The sequence below is a fragment of the Enterococcus sp. DIV0901a genome (genome assembly GCF_051711525.1).
Lineage (GTDB): Bacteria > Bacillota > Bacilli > Lactobacillales > Enterococcaceae > Enterococcus_B > Enterococcus_B faecium.
Genome location: NZ_JBIOMW010000001.1, coordinates 1,614,269 through 1,638,316, shown reverse-complemented (window position 1 = coordinate 1,638,316; position 24,048 = coordinate 1,614,269). Strand labels below are relative to the sequence as shown.

The window sequence follows — 24,048 nt, the reverse complement described above, 5'->3', positions numbered from 1 at the left end:
ATGAATACAAATAGCGAAAAAATGTTGCAAGCTTTATCAGATGAAGACTTGTCACAAGCACAAATCTTTTTAGAAAAAGCATTAAAAGAAGACCCAGCAGATATATTAGCTGAACTAGGCGAAGAATTGCTGGCTATTGGCTTTTTGATCGAAGCAAAACAGATTTTTGAACAACTGATCAACCAATACCCAGAAAATGACGGACTGAACATCCCGTTAGCAGAAATTGCAATCGAAGATAATGAGATCGACTTAGCTTTTGAATACCTGGAAAAAGTGGATAAGCAAAGTGATTACTATCCGCAAAGCTTATTGGCGATAGCTGATTTGTACCAAGTTATCGGAATCCCTGAAGTGAGTGAAGCAAAATTGAAAGAAGCAGCTGGGTTGCTTCCTGATGAACCATTGATCCAGTTTGCGCTAGCTGAATTGTATTTTTCAGTTGATCGTTTCAAAGAGGCAGCAGTGGTTTATGAAACATTGTTGGCAAGCGGGATAAATGAAATTTCAGGAATCTCGATGCAGGAACGTTTAGGACAATCCTTAAGTATGCAAGGAGAATTCGAAGCAGCTATCGCACCTTTAGAAGAAGCACTGAAAGAAGAAAGGACAGATGATCGACTGTTCCAGCTAGCTTTTACGAATCTTCAATTGAAAGAAAATCAGCAGGCAATCAACTATCTGGAAGAACTTCGAGAAGTTAATCCGCATTATCAATCGTTATATCTATATCTAGGACAAGCTCTTCAAGAAGAAGAAATGATTGAAGAAGCACAAACAGTGTTAGAAGAAGGAATCAAAGAAAATCCTTACCAAGTCGAACTTTATCACCTGGCCTCGGAAAATGCTTTCCGTCTGCATGATAGACAGCGAGCAGAAGAACTTTTACTGAAAGCTTTAGAAGTAGGAGACAAACAAGATGAAACATTACTTACTTTAAGCAATCTTTACTTGGATGATGAAAGATATGAAGATGTGATACAAGTGATCAATCAGATGGAAGAAACTGCTAATCCTTATGCAGAATGGAACCTAGCCCATGCTTATAATGAATTAGAAGACTTTACCGTTGCAGCTGTACACTATGAACAGGCTTATCATGAACTATCACATGAACCAGATTTCTTGAAAGAGTATGCCTTTTTCTTAAGAGAAGAAGGGCAGCTGAAAAGAGCGCAAGAATTATTGACTTATTATTTAACACTTGAACCAGGAGATATGGAGGCACTGTCATTATTAGATGACCTAACAGAGAGGTGAGAAAAATGCTAATTGATGTACGGGAAAAGAAGAATTTTTTAACGTGGATGGTCAATCATGTATCTTTTAGCCGAAGAGAAGTTTTTTGGATCTTGAATTATCTTGCCAATCATGAAGCGATTTTAAGCAATGTCCACTTTGTTGAAGGGGCGAATTTTGCGGATCGAGGACTGCAGATCAGTGATCTATCTGTTGAAGGGGAACCCATGAAATTGTTTTTGCAGGGAAAAGAATTTACGGACACAGACCAGATTTTTCATGAAATCCGTTTGAATTGGAAAAAGCCTTTATATGTGGAATGTATATTCGAAAATGCTTGGCAGACAAGAGAATATCTATCTATCTTAGAAGACAATCCATTTTCTTCTTGGGATTCTTCAGTCAGTGAAGAAGATACTGAATTAATTGAACGATATTTTCAAGAAAAAGAAGAAGAGGCAAAACTAAAAATGCTTTATGCTCAAATCGATCAAGCACTAGAAGATGGAGATAGGGATGCTTTTTTGAAATTATCTGATGAAGTTAACCGAAAGATCCTTTTGCAGACACAAAAGAAAAGTAACCGGGTAAGTGAACATAACAATTAGTTAAAAATAGTATAGTACTAAAAAAGACAAAGGTCAGCTGGATGTGGAATCTTTCCTCATAGCCTATCTTTGTCTTTTTTCTTATAGTTTTTTCAGTAATCTTGTCTGTGGCTTCAAATAAGTAAAGCCTTGCCCTTCCACTTCATGCACATTGATGATTGAAAGGAAAGCTTTTTCGTCAATCTCGTGGACGATCCTCTTAGCTTCAGTTAATTCACTAGAGCTAACGACCATATAGATGATTTTTTTTGAATTACCAGAGAATGCGCCTTCTCCAGAAAGGAAAGTCACACCTCTTTGCAGACCGGTCATCAGTAGTGGTGCAATCTCTTCGCTTTTGTTGGAGACGACAAGTAGACCTTTTGCAGAATATCCGCCATCTAAGATCGAATCAATCACACGACTGAAAACATACGAAACAATCAACGTATACATCATACGTTTCAAGTCGATATAGGTTAATGAAGCAAGTAAGACGATGATATCAAATGCCAATAGGGAACGCCCCATAGTGATGCCGTAATTTTGTTCTAAAATCCGAGCGATAATATCACTGCCGCCTGTTGTTCCACCCATGCGGTAGACGATCCCGCTTCCTACACCTGCAACTAAACCAGCAAGTAGAGAAACGATCAGTAGATCATGCTGTAAATTGATTTCTAGTGGAACCCTTTGCCAGATCCATAAAAAGAATGACAAAGAAAGTGTACCTAGAACAGTATAGGCCAAGGAACGTTTACCGAGGATCTTTCCTCCTAGTAAAATCAATGGGATGTTGATTAATAAAGTCGTATAAGCTGGATCAATACCAAATAAAGCTCTTAAGATCAAGGTGATCCCTGAGACGCCCCCTTCTGCTAAATGATTAGCGATGTTCAAGTAAACAAGACCAAATGCATAAATACTTGTTCCTATAATGATAAAAAGAACTTCTTTTACTGTTTTTCGTTTGACCATATGAATTCCAGCTTTCAATTATGTATTTTCACAGAATTTCCATTTAGAAATTCCTTCCTAAATGTAGCATGGAAATTCGATTTTCTCAATTGCTCTTATCTAGGATTTGCGTTAAAGTTTTGGTAAGATAGTTTTGGAGGGAAAAAGATGGATAAAAAGCGTTCTTTATACAGTATGCAGCAGGAAGTGGATGAATATATCCAGCAATTCAAGGTGGGGTATTTCTCTCCATTAGCTCAGATGGCTCGATTAACTGAAGAAGTAGGTGAATTGGCAAGAGAAGTCAACCACACTTATGGAGAAAAAAGCAAAAAGGCTTCTGAACCAGTTAACTCGGTAGCAGAAGAACTTGGTGATGTTTTATTCGTTACGATGATCATGGCTAATTCATTGAATATCGACTTAACTGAAGTTTTTGAAAAAAACATGGAAAAATTCAATCAAAGAGACCATAATCGCTTTGAGCGTAAGGACGAGTAAACAAGATGAAGTGGTCCTGGCCTTGAAGACTCTGAAACGGACTTGTCAAACAGTCACCATGCAACTGAGTCTTTATCTCAGGACAAGAAACACGCAGGAAAGGTTGGAAAAATGAAATTAAAACAATTACCTCTGGAATACCAAAAGGCAATTCCAGTTCTGAAAAAATTAGAGAATGCAGGATATGAAGCTTATTTTGTAGGTGGAAGTGTTCGTGATATCTTGCTGAACCAGCCAATCCATGATGTGGATATCGCAACAAGCGCATTTCCAGAAGAAATCAAACAGCTTTTTCCAAAAACGATAGATATTGGGATCGAACATGGAACTGTGTTGGTATTAGAAAATGATGAACAATATGAGATCACCACATTTCGGACGGAATCAACTTATCAGGACTACCGTAGACCAGATCATGTCGAATTCGTTCGTTCGTTGGCAGAAGATTTGAAAAGAAGAGATTTTACGATCAATGCGTTTGCTTTGAAAGAAGATGGAGAAATCATCGATTTGTTCGATGGTCTGCAAGATCTAGAAGAACAGATCTTGCGAGCTGTAGGCAATCCTCATGAGCGGTTCCATGAAGATGCCTTACGAATGATGCGCGGGTTGCGTTTTGTCAGTCAACTAGGGTTCAAATTAGAGGAAGAAACCTTCTACGCCATCAAAGAAAACCACGAGCTATTAGGTAAAATATCTGTAGAACGTATAAATGTGGAATTCATCAAGATGCTCTTGGGAAATGAACGGGCCGCGGGAATCCATGCATTTATTGAAACAGAGTGCTACATTTGCTGTCCCGGTTTGAAAGAAGAAGGCGAAGCACTTTTACGTTTTGCTGAATTACCATCCGTCCCATTGAAAGAAGAGAGCCAAGTATGGACATTATTGATCAGCCAACTGGGTCTAAAAGAAAATGAGATTCGTTCCTTTTTGAAATCGTGGAAGTGTTCTAACCAAATGATTAAAGACGTTCAAGCACTTGTCCAAGGACTACGACAACGAGAAACTGGAGCTTTGGAACCATTCGAATTGTACTTCTTAGGCAAAAAACATGCACTGCAAGTAGAAGAATTGATGATCTATTTTGACGAAACACCTCAGATGGATGCCGTAGGAGAATCCTATGATCGTTTACCTATCAAGTCATTAAGCGAATTAGCAGTAGATGGTAAAATCTTGCTAGAAGAAACTGGAAAAAAACCTGGTAAGTGGGTTAGTGAAGCTTTGCAATTAGCTGAAAAAGCCGTCGTAGAACAAAGAATAAAAAATGATAAAAAACAGGTTTTGGATTTTTTATCGAAAGAAAAATTGATTTAAAAAACACTAGACTGTATCTGCTCAGCTTTGTTGGCTACTTAAAGTGGGCAGATACGTCATTAGAAGAAAAAACATAAGATGTGACCACTTACATAAATTTGTGCTAAACTGAGGTAGTACAAGAATAAATTACATCATAAAGGAGTCTTTTTAATGAGTAAAGAAATGACAGCGCTAAAATTTTATTTTAGAAATGGAGAAACCTGGACGATCAACCGCCGTCATATCGGCGATCTTTGGATCAAACAAATCACAACAAGTTTTGGACGAATCAATGGCAGTGAATTTGTTGAAATCCATCCGTGTGCTGGATTTAAAATCGAAATCTTCCATGAAGGGGACGCAGTTGCGACACATGATATCAACCTAGGCGGACTGGAAATGGGCATGTTTAATCGCGCATTGAAATACGAAGATATCGAGCGAATGGAAATCCTTTACCGAAATGGCACACCTGATCTTGTGTACTTCCCATATCTAGATAAAGGAACAGAAGGATTAGACAATCAATATCAATCAACAAAAATCAGCGAAAAAACAGGTAACTTGTATATCGTGATCAATCCAGATCAACGTGTAGAAGATGTATACGGGGAATTTTTCGAATAAATCGATTTTTACGCAAAAATGAGGCTGTGAAAGAGATGTGTCTTATTACTACTGATAGGCTGTCTCTTCCACACCGTTTATTCAGAATAAGGGACTGTGACAAGATTTTTGTCGCAGCCCCATTTTTTTGTTGTGATAAAAGAACAAGAAAGGCAGGAATGGAAAAGTAAACATCCTTTTGTCAGAAACTTTTATCTTTCTTAAGTTTTACTTGATATCTGATACTATTTGGAATAGAATGAGGCGTTGAAAAATTTATGGAAATTTCTAACTAGCAATAAACGATGAAACAATGAAATATTTTTCATCCAAAAAGAACTTTGCTATAATGATGGAAGTTTGTGTATAGGAGATCTGGAAAATGAGAGAGAGTTTTGAACAACAAAAAAAACTGTTGCATGATCGCTATGGCGCCCTTTCGATGGATGACCGCCGTCAAATACTTTGTAAGTTGCGTAAAAGAAATATATTGATGTATCGTCAGTTGGAACGTCTGAAACATGATCTGCTTCGTTTGGAGTCAAAACGTGTACAGTGTGAATTAGAGGGAAACCAAACACAGGTTGAAGTAGTCGAAACCAAAATTTTAAAGAAAAAAGAACAATTTTTAAAAATGCTTACACAAAATAAAAAATAAAGGGGATGGACGATGGAATTTGCTGAGTTAGTTATTGTATTTGCAGTAACGATCACCTTATCGAACATAGCTAGCCGCATTTTGCCAATGATTCCAGCTCCACTGATCCAAATTTTCCTTGGAGTGGTATTAGGTCTGACAGAGTGGGGACAATCAATCGATTTTGAACCTGAATTGTTCTTAGTTATGATTATTGCACCATTGTTATTTAGAGAAGGAGAAAAAGCAGATATTTCTTCGATTCTCAAAAATTTCGGGACAATTTTGTTCTTGGCATTTGGAGGAGTCATTTTGACCCTTGTCGGGGTAGGTGCGACGTTATCATTCCTGTTGCCAAGTGTCCCACTTGCTGCCTGCTTTGCTTTTGGAGCAGCGTTAGGTCCGACAGATGCGGTAGCAGTCAGTTCTCTTTCTGGACGAGTGAATATCCCTAAAAAGGCGATGCATATTTTGGAAGGAGAAGGTCTTTTGAATGATGCATCTGGTGTTACTGCCTTCCAGTTTGCTCTTGGTGCGCTGATCACCGGATCTTTTTCAGCAGTAAACGCGGGGATGAGTCTAGTAGTTTCTAGTATTGGGGGAGCTTTGATCGGCTTTTTGCTTGTCTGGTTCAAACAAAAAATAATTCATTTGATCGAAAAAGCATCAGCACAAGATGTCACAGGGTATCTGCTGATCGAACTTTTGCTTCCTTTTCTAGCCTATGTATTGGCAGAGGCATTTGATGTATCTGGAATCATTGCTGCAGTGGCAGCAGGTATTCTCCAAGCTTCTGGTTTTAGGAAAATCTCTGTGTTTGATGCAGAATTGTCGAGCTTGTCCCACAGTACATGGACAACTATTGCTTTTACACTGAATGCATTAGTATTTATATTTTTAGGAATCGAATTGACGCAAGTGTTCTCGCCAGTATGGGGAGACGGTTTATATCCAAACGGTCTTTTATTAGCGATTATCGTATTAATCTCTGTCATGCTTTTTGTGATCAGATTCATTTCTATCAGTCTTTTTTATGTATTCAAAGATGGCAGTAAAAAGTTCAAAAAACAGTTGAACGAGATCTTGATCTTAACATTTGGCGGTGTAAAGGGAACAGTCAGTTTGGCTACGATTTTTATTTTGCCATTTTCAATCAATAATATGATGTTTTACCAGCGGTCTTTGCTTTTGTTTCTGACGGCGGGTGTCATCTTAGTGACTTTGGTCATAGGGATCATTGTCTTGCCTATGCTGACGGAAACAGAGGAAGCGAAAAGCACGGATTTGAATGCTTTGATGATTTTAGAAGAGGTCGTTGAAGTTTTGCGAAAAGAAATAAAGGAAATTGATCGTAATACAAAAGAATTTTTAGCCACTGAAGCAGTGATAGAAAATTATCAAGAACGGATACGTGATCTTTACTTGGAAGATTTAACCGATGATGAAAAGCAAGAAGTACAAGAAATACAAGCACTGATTTTGTCGATCGAACGGGATGGATTGGATGAAAGTTATCGTTCGGGCAAGCTTTCTTCTAATGGTTATCGTTTTTACTCCCGTTTTCTTTCTCGATTCGAACATTCTATCACAAGCCAGATTTTGTCTTTTATCGGCTTTTGGTTCATTGTTGTCCGTAGGTTAATGCGAATCGTTCTCCATCCGAAAATGTTTTGGCAAAGAAGATATGCTGATCGTCAGACATTTATTAGTGATGAAGATATCCAAGAAATCAGAGAGACATATCAAAAAAATACTCAGTTGATTATTGAAAGTTTAGATAACTTGACTGATATTTATGATGAAACGATGGTTCAATTTTTTATCCAGCAACGCAAACTTGAAGGAATAAAAATGAACTCGGGGAATTTGATTTCTTCGTGGATGATCCAGCAAGATAGTCTGTTTACGAAAAAAATGCTAAGAGGTTATTATCTTGAAAGAAAAATCATTGATGAATACGAAGTTGCTGAAAAAATCACGACGTTTTCTGCGAACAGCTATCGCAGGAATATCAATTTGTTAGAATCTTATACGATGAACAAACCATCTGATAACTTTTCTTTCCGATTTGCGTTTCGAGCAAAGTCAAAAAAACGAGTCCAATAAAATAAAAAGGTAAAAATTTTCAAGTTTTATAAAAAACAAAACATATCAGAACAGGATCGAATCGGTCCTGTTCTTTTTTTGAGAACACAAAAAGAACAAATACCAAAAAAATTTTCCTGAAGTTCACTATTTTTATGATACAATATCCAAGATAAGGAGGGAACATGTTGAAAGAATTAAAAGTAACTGACCTCAAAAAAACTTATGGTGAAAAAGATTTGTTTGACCAGATTTCTTTTTTGGTCCACGAAAAAGACCGTATCGGGTTGATTGGGACGAACGGGACGGGTAAAACAAGTCTCTTAAATATTATTGCCGGTATCGATAGCGGCGACGGTGATCGGCAAACAGTGTTTTATCCAACTGATTACCGTATTGGTTATCTTTCTCAAGCAGCTGAATTTTCCGATGAATTAACTGTTCTCCAAGCAGTCTTTCAAGGAAACAGCCCCTTGATCCAAACTGTTCGAGCATATGAGGAAGCGTTGATCGAACTAGGGGAAAACGGAGAAGACCCTGATGTGCAAAAACGTTATGCTAAAGCAGAAGAACAAATGAATAAAGAAGATGCTTGGACTACAGATACCAACGCAAAGATTATTTTGCAAAAATTAGGAATCAGTGAATTAGATAAAAAAATCAGTACTTTATCAGGTGGTCAGAAAAAACGAGTTAGTCTGGCGCAAGTGTTGATTGATGAACCCGATTTACTATTACTAGACGAACCAACAAACCATTTAGATTATGAAGCGATCGAGTGGTTGGAAAACTATTTGAAACAATACCGTGGCGCACTATTGATGGTTACCCACGATCGTTATTTTCTAGATAGAGTAGCAAACCGAATCTTCGAACTTTCATTTGGAAAATTATACGAGTATAAAGGAAATTATGAAGCTTACGTCTTAGAAAAAGCAGAACGTGATCGTGTAGAAGTAGAACAAGAAGAAAAGCGCAAGCGGCTTTATAAACAGGAATTAGCTTGGATGAGGGCTGGCGTACAGGCACGTGGCACCAAGCAGCAAGCACGGATCAACCGTTTCGAAGATCTAAAGGAGAACTTGTACCAAGTAAACCAAGAAGATGATTTAGAGCTGAACCTAGCGACACAACGTTTAGGGAAAAAAGTACTGGAAATCAAAGATGGCAGTTACCGTATAAATGACCAAACACTGCTAGAACATTTAGATTTACTGATTCAATCTCGGGAAAGACTAGGTATTACTGGTAAAAATGGTGCGGGAAAATCGACATTGCTTAATATTTTAGCTGGCAGAATTCCCCTGGATAGCGGTACAATGTCTATCGGTGAAACGGTTCATCTTGCGTATTATACACAAGAAAATGAAGAAATGGCACCAGATAAACGGATGATTGCTTACTTACAAGAAGCTGCTGAAGAAGCAAAAACAGCAGATGGCAGTCAAATCGGAGTAGCAGAATTACTTGAACGATTTTTATTTCCAAGATTTATGCATGGGACACTGATAGGCAAACTTTCAGGCGGAGAAAAACGCCGGTTATTTTTGTTGAAACTGCTGATCCAGCAACCTAATGTTTTATTATTGGATGAACCGACCAATGATTTGGACATAGCAACATTGACGATTTTGGAAGATTATTTTAGAAGTTTTCCAGGTGCTGTGATCACTGTTTCCCATGACCGTTATTTCTTGGACAAGGTAGCAGATAAGTTATTAGTATTCCAAGGAAACGGAAAACAAGAACTTTATTACGGAAACATGTCCAGTTATTTACTGAAGCAAAAAGAGACCCAGCAGCCTGCTGAAAAAGCGAAACCAAAAATACAGAGCAAGGAACCTGCTGAAAAGAAGAAATTATCTTACATGGAACAAAAAGAATGGGAAACGATTGAAGATGAGATTGCAGAACTTGAAGAAAAAATCTCATTGCTCCAAGAAGAGATGAATCATCAAGGAGATAATTTCACTCGATTACAAGAATTGCAAAACGACGTATCTGAAACAGAAGCACAACTTGAAGAAAAAATGGCACGGTGGGAATACTTGAGTGAATGGGTAGAAGATTAGGAGGAAAAAGGATGGAACAAGCGTATCTTGACTTAGGAAGAAAATTGTTGGAAGAAGGGCATCGTAAAGAAGACAGAACAGGCACAGGCACATTAAGCTTATTCGGATACCAAATGCGGTTTGATCTGCAAAAAGGGTTTCCTTTGTTAACAACGAAACGAGTACCTTTTGGATTGATCAAAAGCGAATTGCTTTGGTTTTTAAAAGGAGATACGAATATCCGCTATCTATTACAAAATAAAAACCATATTTGGGATGAATGGGCATTTGAACGCTACATCAAAAGTCCAGACTATAATGGACCAGATATGACTGATTTTGGCCATAGATGTTTGACAGATCCTGAATTCAATGAAGAATATAAAAAGCAGAGCAAGCTTTTTTGCGAGAAGATCCTAACCGATGATTCCTTTGCTGAAACATACGGCGATCTTGGACACATCTACGGCTATCAATGGCGTCACTGGGAAACAAAAGACGGTGGCTTTATCGATCAAATCAAAGAAGTGATTGAAGCAATCAAAAAGACTCCTGATTCTAGAAGATTGATCGTTTCTGCATGGAATCCGGAAGATGTTCCTAGCATGGCTTTGCCTCCTTGTCATACGATGTTTCAATTTTATGTTCAAGAGGGACGGCTAAGCTGCCAATTGTATCAACGCAGTGGGGATGTGTTTCTAGGCGTTCCGTTCAACATTGCAAGTTATGCGTTGCTGACTCACCTAATTGCACATGAAACAGGTTTAGCGGTTGGCGAATTTGTTCACACATTAGGAGATGCTCATCTTTATATCAATCATATCGAACAAATGAAAGAACAATTGAGCCGAGAAATACGCGCATTTCCGACTTTAGTTTTGAATCAGGAAAAGCAGTCAGTATTTGATTTTGAGATGGAAGATATCCAATTAGAAGGATATGACCCACATCCGGCGATCAAAGCTCCTATCGCTGTTTAGAATCAGAAAGGATGAGAAAATGTTAGCTGCAATTTGGGCACAGGATGAAAACGGATTGATTGGAAAAGAAGACCGTCTTCCTTGGCGTTTGCCAAATGATCTGAAATTCTTCAAACAAATGACAGAAGCAAATACACTAGTGATGGGACGAAAAACATTCGAAGGGATGGGTAGCCGTCCGTTGCCGAATCGTCAGACGATTGTTTTGACGAGAGATTCTTCCTATAAAGCAGAAGGCGTGCATGTCATGCATAGTGTGGAAGACGTGCTTGCTCTGGAAAAAGAAACAGACGGTATCTTTTTCATCGCTGGAGGGTCAGCTGTTTATCAAGAATTTCTGCCATTTTGTACGATATTATACCGTACAGTCATCCATCATGTATTCGATGGAGATGCTTATTTTCCACCTGTTGACTGGTCTGATTGGTCACTGATCAATACTAGTCAAGGAGAAATGGATGAAAAAAATCGTTATCCGCATCAATTTGAAACGTATCAGCGTAATGAGAATCCTGTAAAAAGCGGGACAGGCGAATTGACGATATAAAAAAGCTATGGATAGACTAGCTGTTATTTAGAGCTGTCCCATCCATAGCTTTATTTTTTTTATTAAGTAAAGAATAAAACAGAGAAGTACATAAAACCTGCACCTAACATAACAAACAAATGCCAAACAACATGCATATAGCGGATAGAATTCAAGCTATAAAAGAATGCGCCTATCGTGTAAGAAAGCCCGCCTGCTACCATCAAAATAACACCAGTCATTCCAAGAGAGTGATAAAGAGGAACAGCAGCCACGACACAGAGCCACCCCATAAAAATATAGATGATCGTAGATACTTTTGATACTCTCTCCCGTTTATGCAACGTCAACGCTTTATATATAATGCCAAGAATCGCAAACAACCAGATTAATACAAATAAAGTCCAACCTAGCCATCCTCGGATACTCAGCAAACAAAAAGGAGTATAACTTCCTGCAATCAAAAGAAAAATCGAACTATGATCGAATACTTGGAACACCTTTTTTGCTTTTGTAAAAATCAATGAATGAAACAAAGTAGACGTTAAAAATAAAAGAATCATCATCGATCCATAGATAGCATAAGAGACAATATGGAGGGAGGAATGCAAGTGGGCACCTTTTACTAAAAGAACCACTAGTCCCGCGATACTCAATCCAGTCCCAATTCCATGGGTGACTGCATTAAACACTTCATTTAATATTTCATACGTTCGATTAAATTTCGTTTTTTCCATGAAAACGGCTCCTTTACTAGGTGTAATTAATGAAAAATCATTATTTGTCTGTTATACTAAAAATAGAAATTGTCTTACATGTAGTTTAACATGAATAAGGCATCTTGTTAAAGAAAGAGAGAGAGAAAATAATGACAAATGTAAAAATCGTAACAGATTCTTCATGTACGATGGAAAAAAATGTACGCGATGCTTTAGGCATTCGTGTCATGCCGCTATCCATCATGATCGACGGAACAGTATATCCCGATGATGACCAACTAGACGGCGAAAGATTTATGGAAATGATGGCGAAAGCAAAAAATCTGCCCAAAACAAGCCAACCACCAATTGGAGAATTCATCTCGATGTATGATGAGCTAGGAGAAGACGGCAGTGAAGTGATTTCGATCCATATGACAAAAGGCTTGAGTGGAACAGTAGAAGCAGCAAGACAAGCCAGTAATCTAACAAAAACGAAAGTAACGGTTATCGACAGTGATACCACTGACCAAGGATTATCTTTTCAGGTAATTCGAGCAGCTGAATTAGCAAAAGAAGGTAAAACAGTAGAGGAAATCCTTGAAGAAGTCAAAAAAGTACAAGACAATACAAAATTATACATCGGAATATCCACACTAGATAACTTGGTAAAAGGTGGAAGAATCAGCCGAACAACTGGTTTGCTGTCTAGTGTTTTGAACATACGCGTGGTGATGAATTTCGCCCATTCTGAATTAATCCCTGTAACTAAGGGGCGAGGAAAGAAAACGTTCGATAAATGGTTTAATAATTTGAAAAATGAACTGAAAGAATTGCCAAATGTGCGACAAATCGGTATTTCACATGCGGATGCAAAAGAATTGGCGCAAGAATTCAAAGAGGGTTTGCAAGAATTATTCCCGGACATGCATATCCCTGTACTGCATACGAATCCGGTTATCGCTACGCATACTGGTAAAGACGCGTTTGCAATCATGTATTATGTAGATTAGTCGAAAAGAGGATAAGCCCTCAGCCTGAAAGGCTTGCAGCTTATTCTCTTTTTCTTTATAAAATTAGGAAAATAATTGTTTTCTTTTTTCATAAAGACTACCTTTTTGATAAAATTTTTGATAACATTAGAACCAATCGAATACAAGAGGTGAAAAAATGAAATTAACGAAACGACATTTGACCCTCGTTTTGTTCCCATTATTAATTGCGATCATCATCTATGCAGGTTTAGCTGCTTCTATACCGAAAGCTGGCCCACTAATGAAACCAGTAACTACTGTGAGAGAAGATCCAAATAAAAAAGAAAAACTTTACTACATAGCTATCGGAGATTCGCTGACTGAAGGAGTAGGAGATCAAACCAAGCAAGGAGGATTCGTTCCCCTTGTCGCAAATGATCTAAAAGACCGTTATAATTTGACCGCGGTTGAAACAGAAAACTATGGTGTAAATGGTGAACGAAGTGACCAGATCTTAAAGCGAGTAAAAACAAAAGAAGAAATTCGAAACAATATCAAAACAGCTGATTTTATCACACTGACTGTTGGCGGTAATGATTTGATGAAAGTTATCCAAAATAATTTATTCGGGTTAACGGTCAATTCCTTTAAAAAGCCACTGAAAAACTATCAGGAAAATGTCACAGAACTATTGGAAGAATTTCGATCCCTCAATAAAACCGCACCTATTTACATTTTAGGCATCTACAATCCATTTTATTTGAACTTTCCTGAGATCACTGACATGCAGACAATTGTTAACAATTGGAACAAAGGAACAGAAACGGTGACGAAAAAAATGCCGAACTGCTACTTTATCCCAATCAATGATTTGCTTTATCAAGGATTGAATCAGGAAGTAGGTGTCACAGAAGAAGGAACAGATCAAACAACTAGCACGACAGAAAATCTAAATGGCATCAAAAATAATGTGCTCTATGAAGAAGATCATTTCCATCCAAATAATTTAGGTTATCAATTGATGGCAAATGCAGTGAGAGATCAGCTGATCGAGACACAAAACCAATGGCTAGAGAAGGAGGATGATCAATAAACATGAAAACAAGATCTGACGTATCTTCAAACAAAACAAAGAAAACAAATTACTGGAAATTCGCCTTCCTTATCCTTCTTGGGGTAGTACTTGGTTCGACCGTATTTTTAGGCAGCCGTATTTTTGCTAATCGGGAACCAGAACTCCCAGAAATACCAGCTCTTACGGAAAGACAAGGAGATCCTGTCTTAACGATCAATTCAAATAAAGAAAAAGTCAATCAAATCATCAGCTTTTTCCTTAGTGAGTATCAAAAAGATAGCGATATTGAATATAAATTTTATTTGGAAAATGAAGCACTACTCAATGGTACTTTCGAAGTACTAGGTTTTCCTATCGATTTCTATTTATATTTTGATCCGTATGTGATGGAAAACGGAAATGTCCAACTAAAAGCTAGAAGTCTTTCTATCGGAACATTGAGTTTGCCAATCAAAGATGTGATGAATATGATCAAGAGAAACTATAAATTACCAGATTGGATCGAAGTCAATACAGATGATCTGACTATCATGCTTAGGTTGGATCAATTCCGAATGCAAAACGGGATGTATATTAAAGCAGATAAAATCGACTTAGTAAATGATGACATTCGGTTTAGTCTATATTTGCCAAAAGATACCTCTGATGCTTCAAACAACTCAAATACCAACAAAACTAGCACCAGCAGTACTGAAAGCAAGACAAAAGAAAATAAAAAATCATCGGATGAGTAGTATTAGAGGGGGAATCATAATGGAACGAGCAATATTTGCAGGAGGCTGCTTCTGGTGTATGATCCAGCCTTTCGACACGCTTCCTGGTATCCATACAGTGATGTCAGGATATACTGGAGGGCATGTACCAGATCCGACTTATGAACAAGTAAAAAGCCAAACGACTGGACATACAGAAGCAGTGGAGATTATCTATGATCCAACATTGATTTCATATGAACAATTAGTAGAACTTTACTGGCAGCAAACTGATCCAACTGACGCTTTCGGACAATTCGAGGATCGCGGTGACAATTATCGCCCGGTGATCTTTTATTTGACAGAAGAACAGCGGATCATTGCTGAAAAAAGTAAGAAACAGTTAGCTGAAAGTGGACGTTTCGAACAGCCAATCGTTACAAAAATCGAACCAGCCCAACCATTTTATCTAGCAGAAGAAGACCATCAAGAGTATTATAAAAAGCATCCTGAAAATTTTAAAAGAAACCATGCACGCCGGGCTGCCTTTATCGAAGAAAATTGGAGGAACGAAGGGTGAATCGAAGCTTTTTTCATTATTTAATGACACTGCGAGGCGGTGGCACACATGATGCTTTATCTGTTTTCGCTACAGAAGCCGGTAAAGACATCCAATTTCCTAAGCACAGCTCTAGCTACGAAGAAATTTCTAATTATCTGGAACTGAATGTCGACTATTTGCCGTCCATGGATATCTTTGACGAAGCATGGGAAAAATATTTAGAAAATAATCATGACATATAAGAGATAGTTTTGTACTTTATGATCAAAAAAGTTTTTTTGTCCAATAGCCTAATTGAAAGAATTATTTTTATTTCAGCTATCTAGTCGCATTTTTTTGATATTTTTCTTATAATAAAGAAAGAATGAAAAAACGAGGGATGGATTGATAGAGATTGACAAAAAAACAACGCTATATTAATCGCTTCTGGCTTGTATTCAAATACTTACTTGTTTCTGTATTCCTTGCGTTCATGTTGCGGGGATTTTTATTCATCCCGGTACCAGTGGAAGGCAATTCAATGGAAAACGTGTTGAAGCAAGGTGATATGGTTGTGATGGAAAAATTTTCGGAGATCAGACGATTTGATATTGTTGTTTTTCAATTAGCAGATGGCACGATTTATATCAAACGAGTAATCGGTCTTCCAGGAGAAAATGTCAGCTACCAAAATGATCAATTGAAGATCAATGGGAAAGTAGTTAAGGAACCTTATCTAACTAAAAACCTGAAATCAGATCATGCAAATGCATCCTATACGACGGACTTTACACTACAAGAGCTAACGGGACAATCCAAGCTTCCGGAAGATAATTATTTTGTACTTGGAGATAATCGAAGAGTTTCAAAAGATAGTCGTTCGTTTGGCACGATCAATAAAACTGATATTCTAGGTAAAGCAAGATTTGTCTATTATCCACTTGATGAAATAAAATGGATCCAGTGAGAAACAATAAAGCGTGCAGTCTGTTGAGACTGCACGCTTTATTGTTTAATCCAAAATCAGTTTACTACCTTAGTACGTAAAATCAAACAGCTCGTTTAAACACTTTTCTAGCCTCTAAAGTTTTGATAAATGAATAAACAACCATTATTTGAATAGGGATTTGGATCATATTCCTGATGACTCTACCTAGAAAAATCACTTTGAAATCTGCACCAAACAAAACAGACATCAGCCAAGAATTGATAAAAAGGCTGACTGGGATCATAATCAATAATTGGGCAGCGATGACGGAAGGCAGGTTTATCTTTTTATGATATAAAAATAAGCCATTAATAAATCCACCAAGGAAAGCCGTGATAAGAAAAGCAGCTTGAAACGTTCCTGAACCAAATATCGTGAAATTTAAAGTGTTCGACAACATTTCAAGCAAACCAGCCCAGATCGGTCCATATAGATAACCCATAAGCGCCATACTTAAAAATCCGAATGTGATTTGAAAATAAGCAGGACCAATCGCTATCTTGTATAAGATGACATCAAGGGCTAATAAAAGAGCAGAGGTCGACAACAATCTTGCATTCATTTCGGGCAATCTAAAAACGTCTTTTGCAATCAAAGTGTTCAAAATATTCTCTCCTTTGTCAGTTAATAATAAAAGGATACCATAAAATCACCAATGTGTCATGACACATTGGTGATTTACATACACTGGCATCTAACAATTAAAAAAAGGGTGAGAAGACTGCTTTTATAAACTGTAAAAAAGAGATTGTACGAATGAAAAAAATAGAGGCGGAGAATACTTATCGTATCATCCGCCTTTGTTTTTTTGTTATAAAAAACGTCAGATTAGTTATCTGCTTACATCTTCATCCATACGGGTTCTAATGTATTTCCGTCTAGATCTTGGACTTCTAATGAAAACATTTCTTCTTCAGGCATTCCCATATCTACTTCGTGGAAAGTACCACCATTTTCTTTTGCAATTTGAGCAAATTTTTTTACTTCATCCGCGTTTTCAACACTAAACGAAATCAAAGCACCACTTGTTTTTTTATTATCAGCTATTTCTTTATCTTTTATAAATTTTTTATAAAAATCATGAGAGAGAAGCATTACCCAAAAAGTGTCATCCCATACCATTGAACCAGCTTCTTCAGTAGAAAATTCTTCATTTTTTTTAAAACCCAGCTTTTCATAAAAAGCAACGGAACGATTGACATCAGCAACGGGAAAATTAACAAAAACCATACTATTCATTTGTTTCGTCTCCTTTCTGTTTTGTTCGTCTATCATCTCTTATTTAGGAAACGCTGTCAAAAATTTAGATTCATATATAGAAACCAAAATAAAAATTTACATCATCAAAAAAGTGAAGATATGATAGAATGAGGACTGGTTCACTTTCACTTAACTAATAGATGGAATTTCTTTATAATAAAAAAGTGAATTTATATTGAAAAAGAAAAAAAACAAGTAAAGCCGGGGAATATTCCGGTATGAAAGGAATGGAGAGAACAATGACCATCCAATGGTTTCCGGGACATATGGCAAAAGCCCGACGAGAACTTTCTGAAAAAATGAAATATGTGGACATCGTATTTGAATTGGTAGACGCACGATTACCTTTATCTTCTCGTAATCCAATGCTAGATCAGATCATTCAGCAAAAACCTCGCCTTGTTTTATTGAATAAAGCGGATCTGGCAGATCCACAACAGACAAAGCTGTGGCAAGAATATTTTCGTAAACAAGGCCATCTTGCATTAGCTATCACGGCACAAGAAAGTAAAGGAATTAAAGGTCTAGTACCTGCGGCTAAAGAAGCATTGAAAGAAAAACGGGCAAGAGATGCTGCTCGGGGGATCAAGCCTCGCGCTATTCGGGCAATGGTCTTAGGTATTCCAAATGTTGGGAAATCTACGTTGATGAATCGACTAGTAGGCAAGAAAATTGCACAGACAGGAAATAAGCCTGGCGTAACAAAAGGTCAGCAGTGGCTTCGTTTAGGTAATGAGTTGGAATTGTTAGACACACCAGGGATTTTATGGCCCAAATTTGAAGATGAAGAAATCGGCAAAAAACTAGCGCTGACAGGCGCGATCAAAGACCAGCTTGTCCATTTAGATGATTTAGCGATTTACGGATTAGACTTTTTTGCCCGATATTATTCAGGAAGAATCAGCGATCGTTATGGTTTATCAATCGAGCAAGAAGAAAAATTGGCACCGGAATTACTGATGGATATTACAGCAAAACGTGGGTATAAAGAAGACTATGATCGCGGCAGCGAATTAGTCGTGCATGATATTCGCCAAGGAAAACTTGGACGATACACACTGGATCGTTGCGAAGAAATGGAGCAAAAAAGTGATGACTGAATCCATCCAAAGTATCAAAGAACGATTGAAAAGCATACAGAGAATAGATGATCCTACACTAGAATCATTAAGAAATGATCCACGCAAAGGCGTGCAGCAAGCACTGGCTTCTTTTGAACGACGATTGAAAAAGGAAGCATTAATTAAGGAAAAATATGAAGAAATGTTTTGCTTTGAAAAGCAAGGGTACGCACAAGGTCACCAATGGATTGCCGGCATTGATGAAGTAGGAAGAGGACCATTAGCTGGACCTGTCGTGGCAGCTGCAGTTATCTTGCCGAAAAATGAGATCATATTAGGGCTGAATGACTCCAAACAATTATCAGAGAAAAAGCGAGAACTTCTTTATCAACAAGTTCAAGAAAAAGCCCTGGCAATCGGGATCGGGATCGTTGATCAGCAGACAATCGATGATGTGAATATTTATGAAGCAAGTAAATTAGCGATGATCCAAGCAGTAGAAAAATTGTCCATTGTACCAAGCTATTTGTTGATCGATGCGATGACCTTGGATTTGCCTATTCAGCAGGAAAAAATAATCAAAGGGGATGCACGATCTGTGTCGATTGCTGCTGCAAGTATCATTGCTAAAGTATATCGAGACCAATTGATGAAAGAATATGACGTGCTTTATCCTGGATATGGTTTCTCGCATAATGCAGGTTATGGAACAAAGGAACACTTAGAAGGACTTGAACGACAAGGAATTACGCCAATCCATCGTAAAAGTTTTGCACCTGTAAAAAAATATTTACAATAAAAAACAGCCGCTTTTACGTATCTTATTAGAAAGAGAGACGAAAGGCGGTTTTATGATGTATCAAATAGAAGAAAATTTATTGAAACTTGCTTATACAAAAGGAATCAGTAGTCAAGGAAAATGGGCACTTGCTAACTGGATGATGCAGTATCCTTATAAAGAAATCGGATTTGAAGACATCATTAAGATAGGTAAAATAACCACACATCGGGAGCTGTTTCGCAAAAGTTGGCAGGAAATTCACGCTAACTGGGGCAAAATCCAATCGAAACAGTCGTTTATCACTTGCTTTGATCCCAAATATCCCCCTCAGCTGCTTCACTTGACCTATCCGCCAATTGTACTGTTTTATAATGGTGATCTATCTTTACTTTCTTGTAACATGTTAAGCGTTGTTGGTGGAAGACACACTTCTGCTTTAGCCAAAAAAACAGTTTATTATTTACTAAAACCAGTGATAGAAGCTGGATATGTGATCGTCAGTGGCTGCGCGAAAGGGATAGATACATACGGTCACCAAGCAGCAATCTCTCATGGTGGACGGACAATCGCAGTCATTGGAACAGGGATAGAGCAAGTCTATCCTGCTGAAAATCGTGACTTGCAAGAGGTGATTGCAAATGATCATCTTCTTTTGAGTGAATATCCTCCTCAATCCGGCCCGAAAAAGCATCGTTTTCCAATGAGAAATCGGATTATCGCAGCTTTGTCTAAAGGAACATGTGTCTTTGAAGCCAAGAAAAAAAGCGGCTCTCTGATAACAGCACAGCAAGCATTGGATCTTGGAAGAACAGTTTTTTCTGTTCCAGGAAATATTTTAACAGAACATTCTACCGGATGTCATCATTTGATCCAAGATGGTGCAGTTTGCACGGTTTCGGGTGAAGATATCTTGGCAGAATTTAAAGAATAACACCATACTTTTCATTTGCTTTTCTTGACAAACGTTTTCTGAATGGATATGATTAGCTACGATTTGTATGAATCCTCTTTTAATAGTAGGAACACGACAATGGAAAGGAGTCCATTCAGTAATGGCGTATAAATATTTAGTGATTGTAGAATCACCTGCAAAAGCCAAGACAATTGAGAAATATCTTGGACGAAACTATAAAGTAATGGCCAGTGTTGGCCATATAAGAGATTTACCGAAAAGTAAAATGGGTATCGATTTTGAAAACAATTATGAACCCCATTATATTTCTATACGCGGAAAAGGCGATGTCATCAAAAGCCTTAAAGCCGCAGCAAAAAAAGCTCAAAAAGTTTACTTGGCAAGTGACCCGGATAGAGAAGGAGAAGCGATTGCTTGGCATTTAGCGTACCTACTTGGGTTGGATCTGAAAGAAAAAAATCGGGTGGTCTTCAATGAAATCACAAAAGACGCAGTCAAAGCAGCTTTTAAGGAACCAAGAACGATCGATGTAGATTTAGTAGATGCACAGCAAGCTCGTCGTACCTTAGACAGAATCGTTGGTTATTCGATCAGTCCTATTCTCTGGCGTAAGGTCAAGAAAGGGTTAAGTGCAGGACGTGTCCAATCTGTCGCTTTAAAAATTATTATTGACCGTGAAAAAGAGATCCGAGAATTTGTTCCAGAAGAATATTGGAGCATCGACGGTAATTTTAAAAAAGCTCGCAAGAAATTCAAAGCAAATTTCTGGGGAATCGACGGTAAGAAAAAGAAATTACCAGATGCACAAAGTGTAAAAGAAGTCACTGCTAGAATTGATGGAACAGACTTCGAAGTTAAAAAAGTAGAAAAGAAAGAGCGCAAAAGAAACCCTGCGAATCCTTTCACTACAAGTAGCCTGCAACAAGAAGCTGCCCGTAAGTTAAACTTTCGAACAAGAAAAACCATGATGGTAGCACAGCAATTATATGAAGGAATCACTTTGGGTAAACAAGGAACAGTCGGCTTGATTACATACATGCGTACTGATTCTACCCGGATTGCCGATACAGCAAAAGCAGAGGCCGCAGCATTTATTGAAGATACGTATGGAAAAGAATTTTCTAGACATGATCACCGAAAGATCAAAAATGCTCAAGGCGCACAAGATGCCCATGAAGCTGTGCGTCCAACGAGTGTGCTTCGTACACCAGATGAACTCAAACAATATTTAGATAAAGATCAATTGAAACTTTATACATTGATCTGGTCACGTTTTGTGGCTAGTCAGATGACACCAGCTATTTTAGATACAATGAAAGTGACATTAGAACAAAATGGTGTCATCTTCATTGCGAACGGTTCAAAAATCAAATTCAAAGGATTCATGCAAGTGTATGTGGAAGGTAGAGATGACGGCAAAGAAGAGAAAGAAAATATTCTTCCAGAACTTGAAGAAGGCGATGTAGTCCAATCTGTTGATATTGAACCAAAACAACATTTTACTCAACCACCAGCACGTTTTAGTGAGGCTACGTTGATTCGTGCACTAGAAGAAAACGGGGTAGGGCGACCTTCCACTTATGCACCAACACTTGATACGATCCAAAGACGCTACTATGTAAAATTGACACAAAAAAGATTTGAGCCGACTGAACTAGGAGAAATTGTCAATTCACTGATCTGTGAATTCTTCCCTCAAATCGTCGATATCCATTTCACAGCAGAAATGGAAGGAGATTTGGATAAAATTGAAGAAGGCACGGAAGCGTGGGTCAAAGTGGTTGATCGTTTCTATAAACCGTTTGAAAAAGAACTGACGAATGCGGAAGAAAAAATCGAAAAAATTCAAATCAAAGATGAACCAGCAGGATTCGATTGTGATGTCTGTGGACATCCGATGGTGATAAAATTAGGGAAATATGGGAAGTTTTATGCTTGCAGTAATTTTCCTGATTGTCGGAATACGAAACCAATCGTAAAAGAAATCGGTGTGACTTGCCCAGTATGTCATGAAGGACAAGTCATTGAACGAAAATCTAAGAAAAACAGACTATTCTATGGTTGTTCCCGTTTTCCAGAATGTGAATTCACTTCTTGGGATAAACCAGTGGGCAGAAATTGTCCAAAATGTGACGGATATCTGGTCGAGAAGAAAGTCAAAGGCGGTAAACAAGTAGTCTGTGTAAATGGAGATTACGAAGAAGACATCCAAAAATAATAGAAAAGAGGTTCTTTCATTGAAAATGGTAAATGTTGTTGGAGCAGGGCTTGCCGGAAGTGAAGCTGCTTGGCAGATCGCACAAGCAGGAGTCCCTGTCCGTTTATATGAAATGCGTCCAGTCAAATCGACTGAGGCGCATCACACAAGTAATTTTGCTGAACTAGTATGTTCCAATTCATTAAGAGGAAACAGTTTGGCTAATGCAGTAGGGTTATTGAAAGAAGAAATGCGCCGATTGAATTCTGTAGTAATCACTTCGGCAGATGAAACAGCAGTGCCAGCTGGTGGTGCCTTAGCTGTTGACCGCGATTCTTTTTCTGAAACAATTACCCGAAAAGTCAAAGAGCATCCATTAGTAACAGTGATAAACGAAGAAATTACTGAAATACCGGAAGGAATCACCGTAGTAGCAACAGGACCTTTGACTTCTCATCCATTAGCAGAAAGCATCAAAGCATTCAATGGTTCAGATGGTTTTTATTTCTATGATGCAGCTGCACCAATCGTAGACAAAGCTACGATCGATATGGATAAAGTATATTTGAAGTCCCGCTATGACAAAGGAGAAGCAGCTTACTTGAACTGTCCGATGACAGAAGAGGAATTCAAAGCTTTCCATGAGGCACTAATCAATGCCGAAGTGGCAGAACTTAAATCTTTTGAGAAAGAAAAATATTTTGAAGGATGTATGCCAATTGAAGTAATGGCACAGCGAGGATTCAAAACGATGCTTTTCGGACCTATGAAACCAGTTGGATTGGAAGATCCTAAAACTGGCAAACGTCCTTATGCTGTTATCCAGCTGCGTCAAGACAATGCTGCAGCTTCTTTATACAACATCGTGGGCTTTCAGACTCACTTGAAATGGGGCGAGCAAAAACGTGTTTTCCGGATGATTCCTGGGTTGGAAAATGCTGAATTCGTTCGCTATGGTGTGATGCACCGAAACAGCTTTATGAATTCGCCAGAATTGCTGAAACCGACTTACCAATCAACGAAACGCGAAGATCTGTTCTTTGCAGGTCAGATGACTGGTGTAGAAGGCTATGTTGAAAGTGCAGCGAGCGGACTACTTGCTGGAATCAACGCCGCACGCTTAGCAAAAGAAATGGAACCAGTCGAGTTTCCACAAGAAACAGCTATTGGGAGCATGGCTTACTACATTACTCATGCGGAAGGAAAACATTTCCAACCGATGAATGCCAACTATGGTCTGTTTCCTGAACTGCCAGAGCGCATTCGAGACAAAAAAGCAAGATATGAAGCAATTGCACAACGAGCTTTAAAAGCTAATGAGGCAATAAAAACAGAATTAGAAAAAACTGCAGTCCCAAATGAGTAAGGAAGCTCCATGAAGAGGGTGAGACGGATAG

General features: G+C 38.1%; 25 protein-coding genes. 21 read left to right on the top strand and 4 right to left on the bottom strand.

The genetic code is table 11. The features are described from left to right. Both IGL70_RS07840 and IGL70_RS07835 read left to right on the top strand, forming a co-directional pair. Positions 1 to 1,260: a tetratricopeptide repeat protein gene (locus tag IGL70_RS07840; protein ID WP_002298134.1), complete on the top strand. Its 1,260-nt coding sequence runs from the start codon at positions 1 to 3 to the stop codon at positions 1,258 to 1,260. Positions 1,261 to 1,265: 5 nt separating this feature from the next. After that, positions 1,266 to 1,847: a ReoY family proteolytic degradation factor gene (locus IGL70_RS07835; protein ID WP_002289878.1), complete on the top strand. Its 582-nt coding sequence runs from the start codon at positions 1,266 to 1,268 to the stop codon at positions 1,845 to 1,847. 81 nt (positions 1,848 to 1,928) lie between these two features. Here IGL70_RS07835 and IGL70_RS07830 read toward each other — a convergent pair whose 3' ends face one another. After that, positions 1,929 to 2,804, bottom strand: a complete 876-nt coding sequence (locus tag IGL70_RS07830) for a YitT family protein (RefSeq protein ID WP_002294412.1) — start codon at positions 2,802 to 2,804, stop codon at positions 1,929 to 1,931. A gap of 147 nt (positions 2,805 to 2,951) precedes the next feature. Between IGL70_RS07830 and IGL70_RS07825 the strand changes: the two genes are divergently transcribed. The 8 genes from IGL70_RS07825 to IGL70_RS07790 all read left to right on the top strand — a co-directional run bounded on the left by IGL70_RS07825 (position 2,952) and on the right by IGL70_RS07790 (position 11,492). Next, positions 2,952 to 3,284 (top strand): nucleotide pyrophosphohydrolase, encoded by a 333-nt coding sequence (locus IGL70_RS07825; RefSeq protein WP_002290045.1) that lies wholly within the window; start codon positions 2,952 to 2,954, stop codon positions 3,282 to 3,284. 111 nt (positions 3,285 to 3,395) lie between these two features. Next, a complete protein-coding gene (locus tag IGL70_RS07820) occupies positions 3,396 to 4,604 on the top strand; it encodes a CCA tRNA nucleotidyltransferase (RefSeq protein ID WP_002324657.1) in 1,209 nt (402 codons plus the stop codon). Positions 4,605 to 4,757: 153 nt separating this feature from the next. Beyond that, positions 4,758 to 5,213, top strand: a complete 456-nt coding sequence (locus IGL70_RS07815; protein ID WP_002290187.1) for a hypothetical protein — start codon at positions 4,758 to 4,760, stop codon at positions 5,211 to 5,213. A gap of 361 nt (positions 5,214 to 5,574) precedes the next feature. Further along, the gene (locus IGL70_RS07810) at positions 5,575 to 5,850 is read left to right on the top strand and encodes a hypothetical protein (protein WP_002290188.1); all 276 of its coding nucleotides are present in this window, start codon (positions 5,575 to 5,577) and stop codon (positions 5,848 to 5,850) included. 12 nt (positions 5,851 to 5,862) lie between these two features. Then, entirely contained in the window at positions 5,863 to 7,935 is a 2,073-nt protein-coding gene (locus IGL70_RS07805) for a cation:proton antiporter (RefSeq protein WP_002324658.1), read from the top strand. A 167-nt stretch (positions 7,936 to 8,102) separates the two neighbouring features. Next, a complete protein-coding gene (locus IGL70_RS07800) occupies positions 8,103 to 9,986 on the top strand; it encodes an ABC-F family ATP-binding cassette domain-containing protein (protein WP_033581979.1) in 1,884 nt (627 codons plus the stop codon). Positions 9,987 to 9,997: 11 nt separating this feature from the next. Beyond that, positions 9,998 to 10,945 (top strand): thymidylate synthase, encoded by a 948-nt coding sequence (locus IGL70_RS07795; protein ID WP_002298126.1) that lies wholly within the window; start codon positions 9,998 to 10,000, stop codon positions 10,943 to 10,945. 19 nt (positions 10,946 to 10,964) lie between these two features. Further along, positions 10,965 to 11,492 carry a dihydrofolate reductase gene (locus IGL70_RS07790; RefSeq protein WP_002288392.1) on the top strand — a complete coding sequence of 176 codons (528 nt, stop codon included), beginning with the start codon at positions 10,965 to 10,967 and terminating at the stop codon, positions 11,490 to 11,492. A gap of 62 nt (positions 11,493 to 11,554) precedes the next feature. Here IGL70_RS07790 and trhA read toward each other — a convergent pair whose 3' ends face one another. Further along, positions 11,555 to 12,208 (bottom strand): PAQR family membrane homeostasis protein TrhA, encoded by a 654-nt coding sequence (gene trhA, locus IGL70_RS07785; protein WP_002288393.1) that lies wholly within the window; start codon positions 12,206 to 12,208, stop codon positions 11,555 to 11,557. 131 nt (positions 12,209 to 12,339) lie between these two features. Between trhA and IGL70_RS07780 the strand changes: the two genes are divergently transcribed. The 6 genes from IGL70_RS07780 to lepB all read left to right on the top strand — a co-directional run bounded on the left by IGL70_RS07780 (position 12,340) and on the right by lepB (position 16,418). After that, complete coding sequence (locus IGL70_RS07780) at positions 12,340 to 13,182, top strand: DegV family protein (RefSeq protein ID WP_002298122.1); 843 nt, start codon at positions 12,340 to 12,342, stop codon at positions 13,180 to 13,182. A 157-nt stretch (positions 13,183 to 13,339) separates the two neighbouring features. After that, positions 13,340 to 14,236: an SGNH/GDSL hydrolase family protein gene (locus IGL70_RS07775; protein WP_104873787.1), complete on the top strand. Its 897-nt coding sequence runs from the start codon at positions 13,340 to 13,342 to the stop codon at positions 14,234 to 14,236. Between the two features lie 2 nt (positions 14,237 to 14,238). Then, on the top strand, positions 14,239 to 14,952 hold the full coding sequence (locus IGL70_RS07770) for a YpmS family protein (RefSeq protein WP_002288396.1): 714 nt from the start codon (positions 14,239 to 14,241) through the stop codon (positions 14,950 to 14,952). Between the two features lie 19 nt (positions 14,953 to 14,971). Next, positions 14,972 to 15,490, top strand: coding sequence for a peptide-methionine (S)-S-oxide reductase MsrA (gene msrA / locus IGL70_RS07765; RefSeq protein WP_002288397.1), 519 nt, complete (start codon positions 14,972 to 14,974; stop codon positions 15,488 to 15,490). Then, entirely contained in the window at positions 15,487 to 15,714 is a 228-nt protein-coding gene (locus IGL70_RS07760; RefSeq protein ID WP_002288398.1) for a YozE family protein, read from the top strand. The genes msrA and IGL70_RS07760 overlap by 4 nt, the downstream gene beginning before the upstream one ends. 152 nt (positions 15,715 to 15,866) lie before the next feature. Then, positions 15,867 to 16,418: a signal peptidase I gene (lepB, locus tag IGL70_RS07755; protein WP_002294418.1), complete on the top strand. Its 552-nt coding sequence runs from the start codon at positions 15,867 to 15,869 to the stop codon at positions 16,416 to 16,418. An 82-nt stretch (positions 16,419 to 16,500) separates the two neighbouring features. Here the strand turns inward: lepB and IGL70_RS07750 are convergent, their stop codons facing one another. Next, positions 16,501 to 17,043: a folate family ECF transporter S component gene (locus IGL70_RS07750; RefSeq protein WP_002298120.1), complete on the bottom strand. Its 543-nt coding sequence runs from the start codon at positions 17,041 to 17,043 to the stop codon at positions 16,501 to 16,503. A gap of 236 nt (positions 17,044 to 17,279) precedes the next feature. After that, entirely contained in the window at positions 17,280 to 17,678 is a 399-nt protein-coding gene (locus IGL70_RS07745; RefSeq protein WP_002298119.1) for a VOC family protein, read from the bottom strand. A gap of 260 nt (positions 17,679 to 17,938) precedes the next feature. Here IGL70_RS07745 and ylqF point away from each other — a divergent pair, with 260 nt between their 5' ends. From ylqF to trmFO, 5 genes are all read left to right on the top strand, one after another. Beyond that, positions 17,939 to 18,799, top strand: a complete 861-nt coding sequence (ylqF, locus tag IGL70_RS07740; RefSeq protein WP_104873786.1) for a ribosome biogenesis GTPase YlqF — start codon at positions 17,939 to 17,941, stop codon at positions 18,797 to 18,799. Next, positions 18,792 to 19,559, top strand: coding sequence for a ribonuclease HII (locus IGL70_RS07735; RefSeq protein WP_002296990.1), 768 nt, complete (start codon positions 18,792 to 18,794; stop codon positions 19,557 to 19,559). The genes ylqF and IGL70_RS07735 overlap by 8 nt, the downstream gene beginning before the upstream one ends. A 55-nt stretch (positions 19,560 to 19,614) precedes the next feature. Continuing rightward, entirely contained in the window at positions 19,615 to 20,472 is an 858-nt protein-coding gene (gene dprA / locus IGL70_RS07730) for a DNA-processing protein DprA (RefSeq protein ID WP_104857729.1), read from the top strand. A 121-nt stretch (positions 20,473 to 20,593) separates the two neighbouring features. Next, positions 20,594 to 22,672 carry a type I DNA topoisomerase gene (gene topA / locus IGL70_RS07725; RefSeq protein WP_002288411.1) on the top strand — a complete coding sequence of 693 codons (2,079 nt, stop codon included), beginning with the start codon at positions 20,594 to 20,596 and terminating at the stop codon, positions 22,670 to 22,672. Next, positions 22,641 to 24,017 (top strand): FADH(2)-oxidizing methylenetetrahydrofolate--tRNA-(uracil(54)-C(5))-methyltransferase TrmFO, encoded by a 1,377-nt coding sequence (gene trmFO / locus IGL70_RS07720; protein WP_016627889.1) that lies wholly within the window; start codon positions 22,641 to 22,643, stop codon positions 24,015 to 24,017. Before topA ends, trmFO begins: the two co-directional genes overlap by 32 nt. Positions 24,018 to 24,048: the final 31 nt, after the last annotated feature.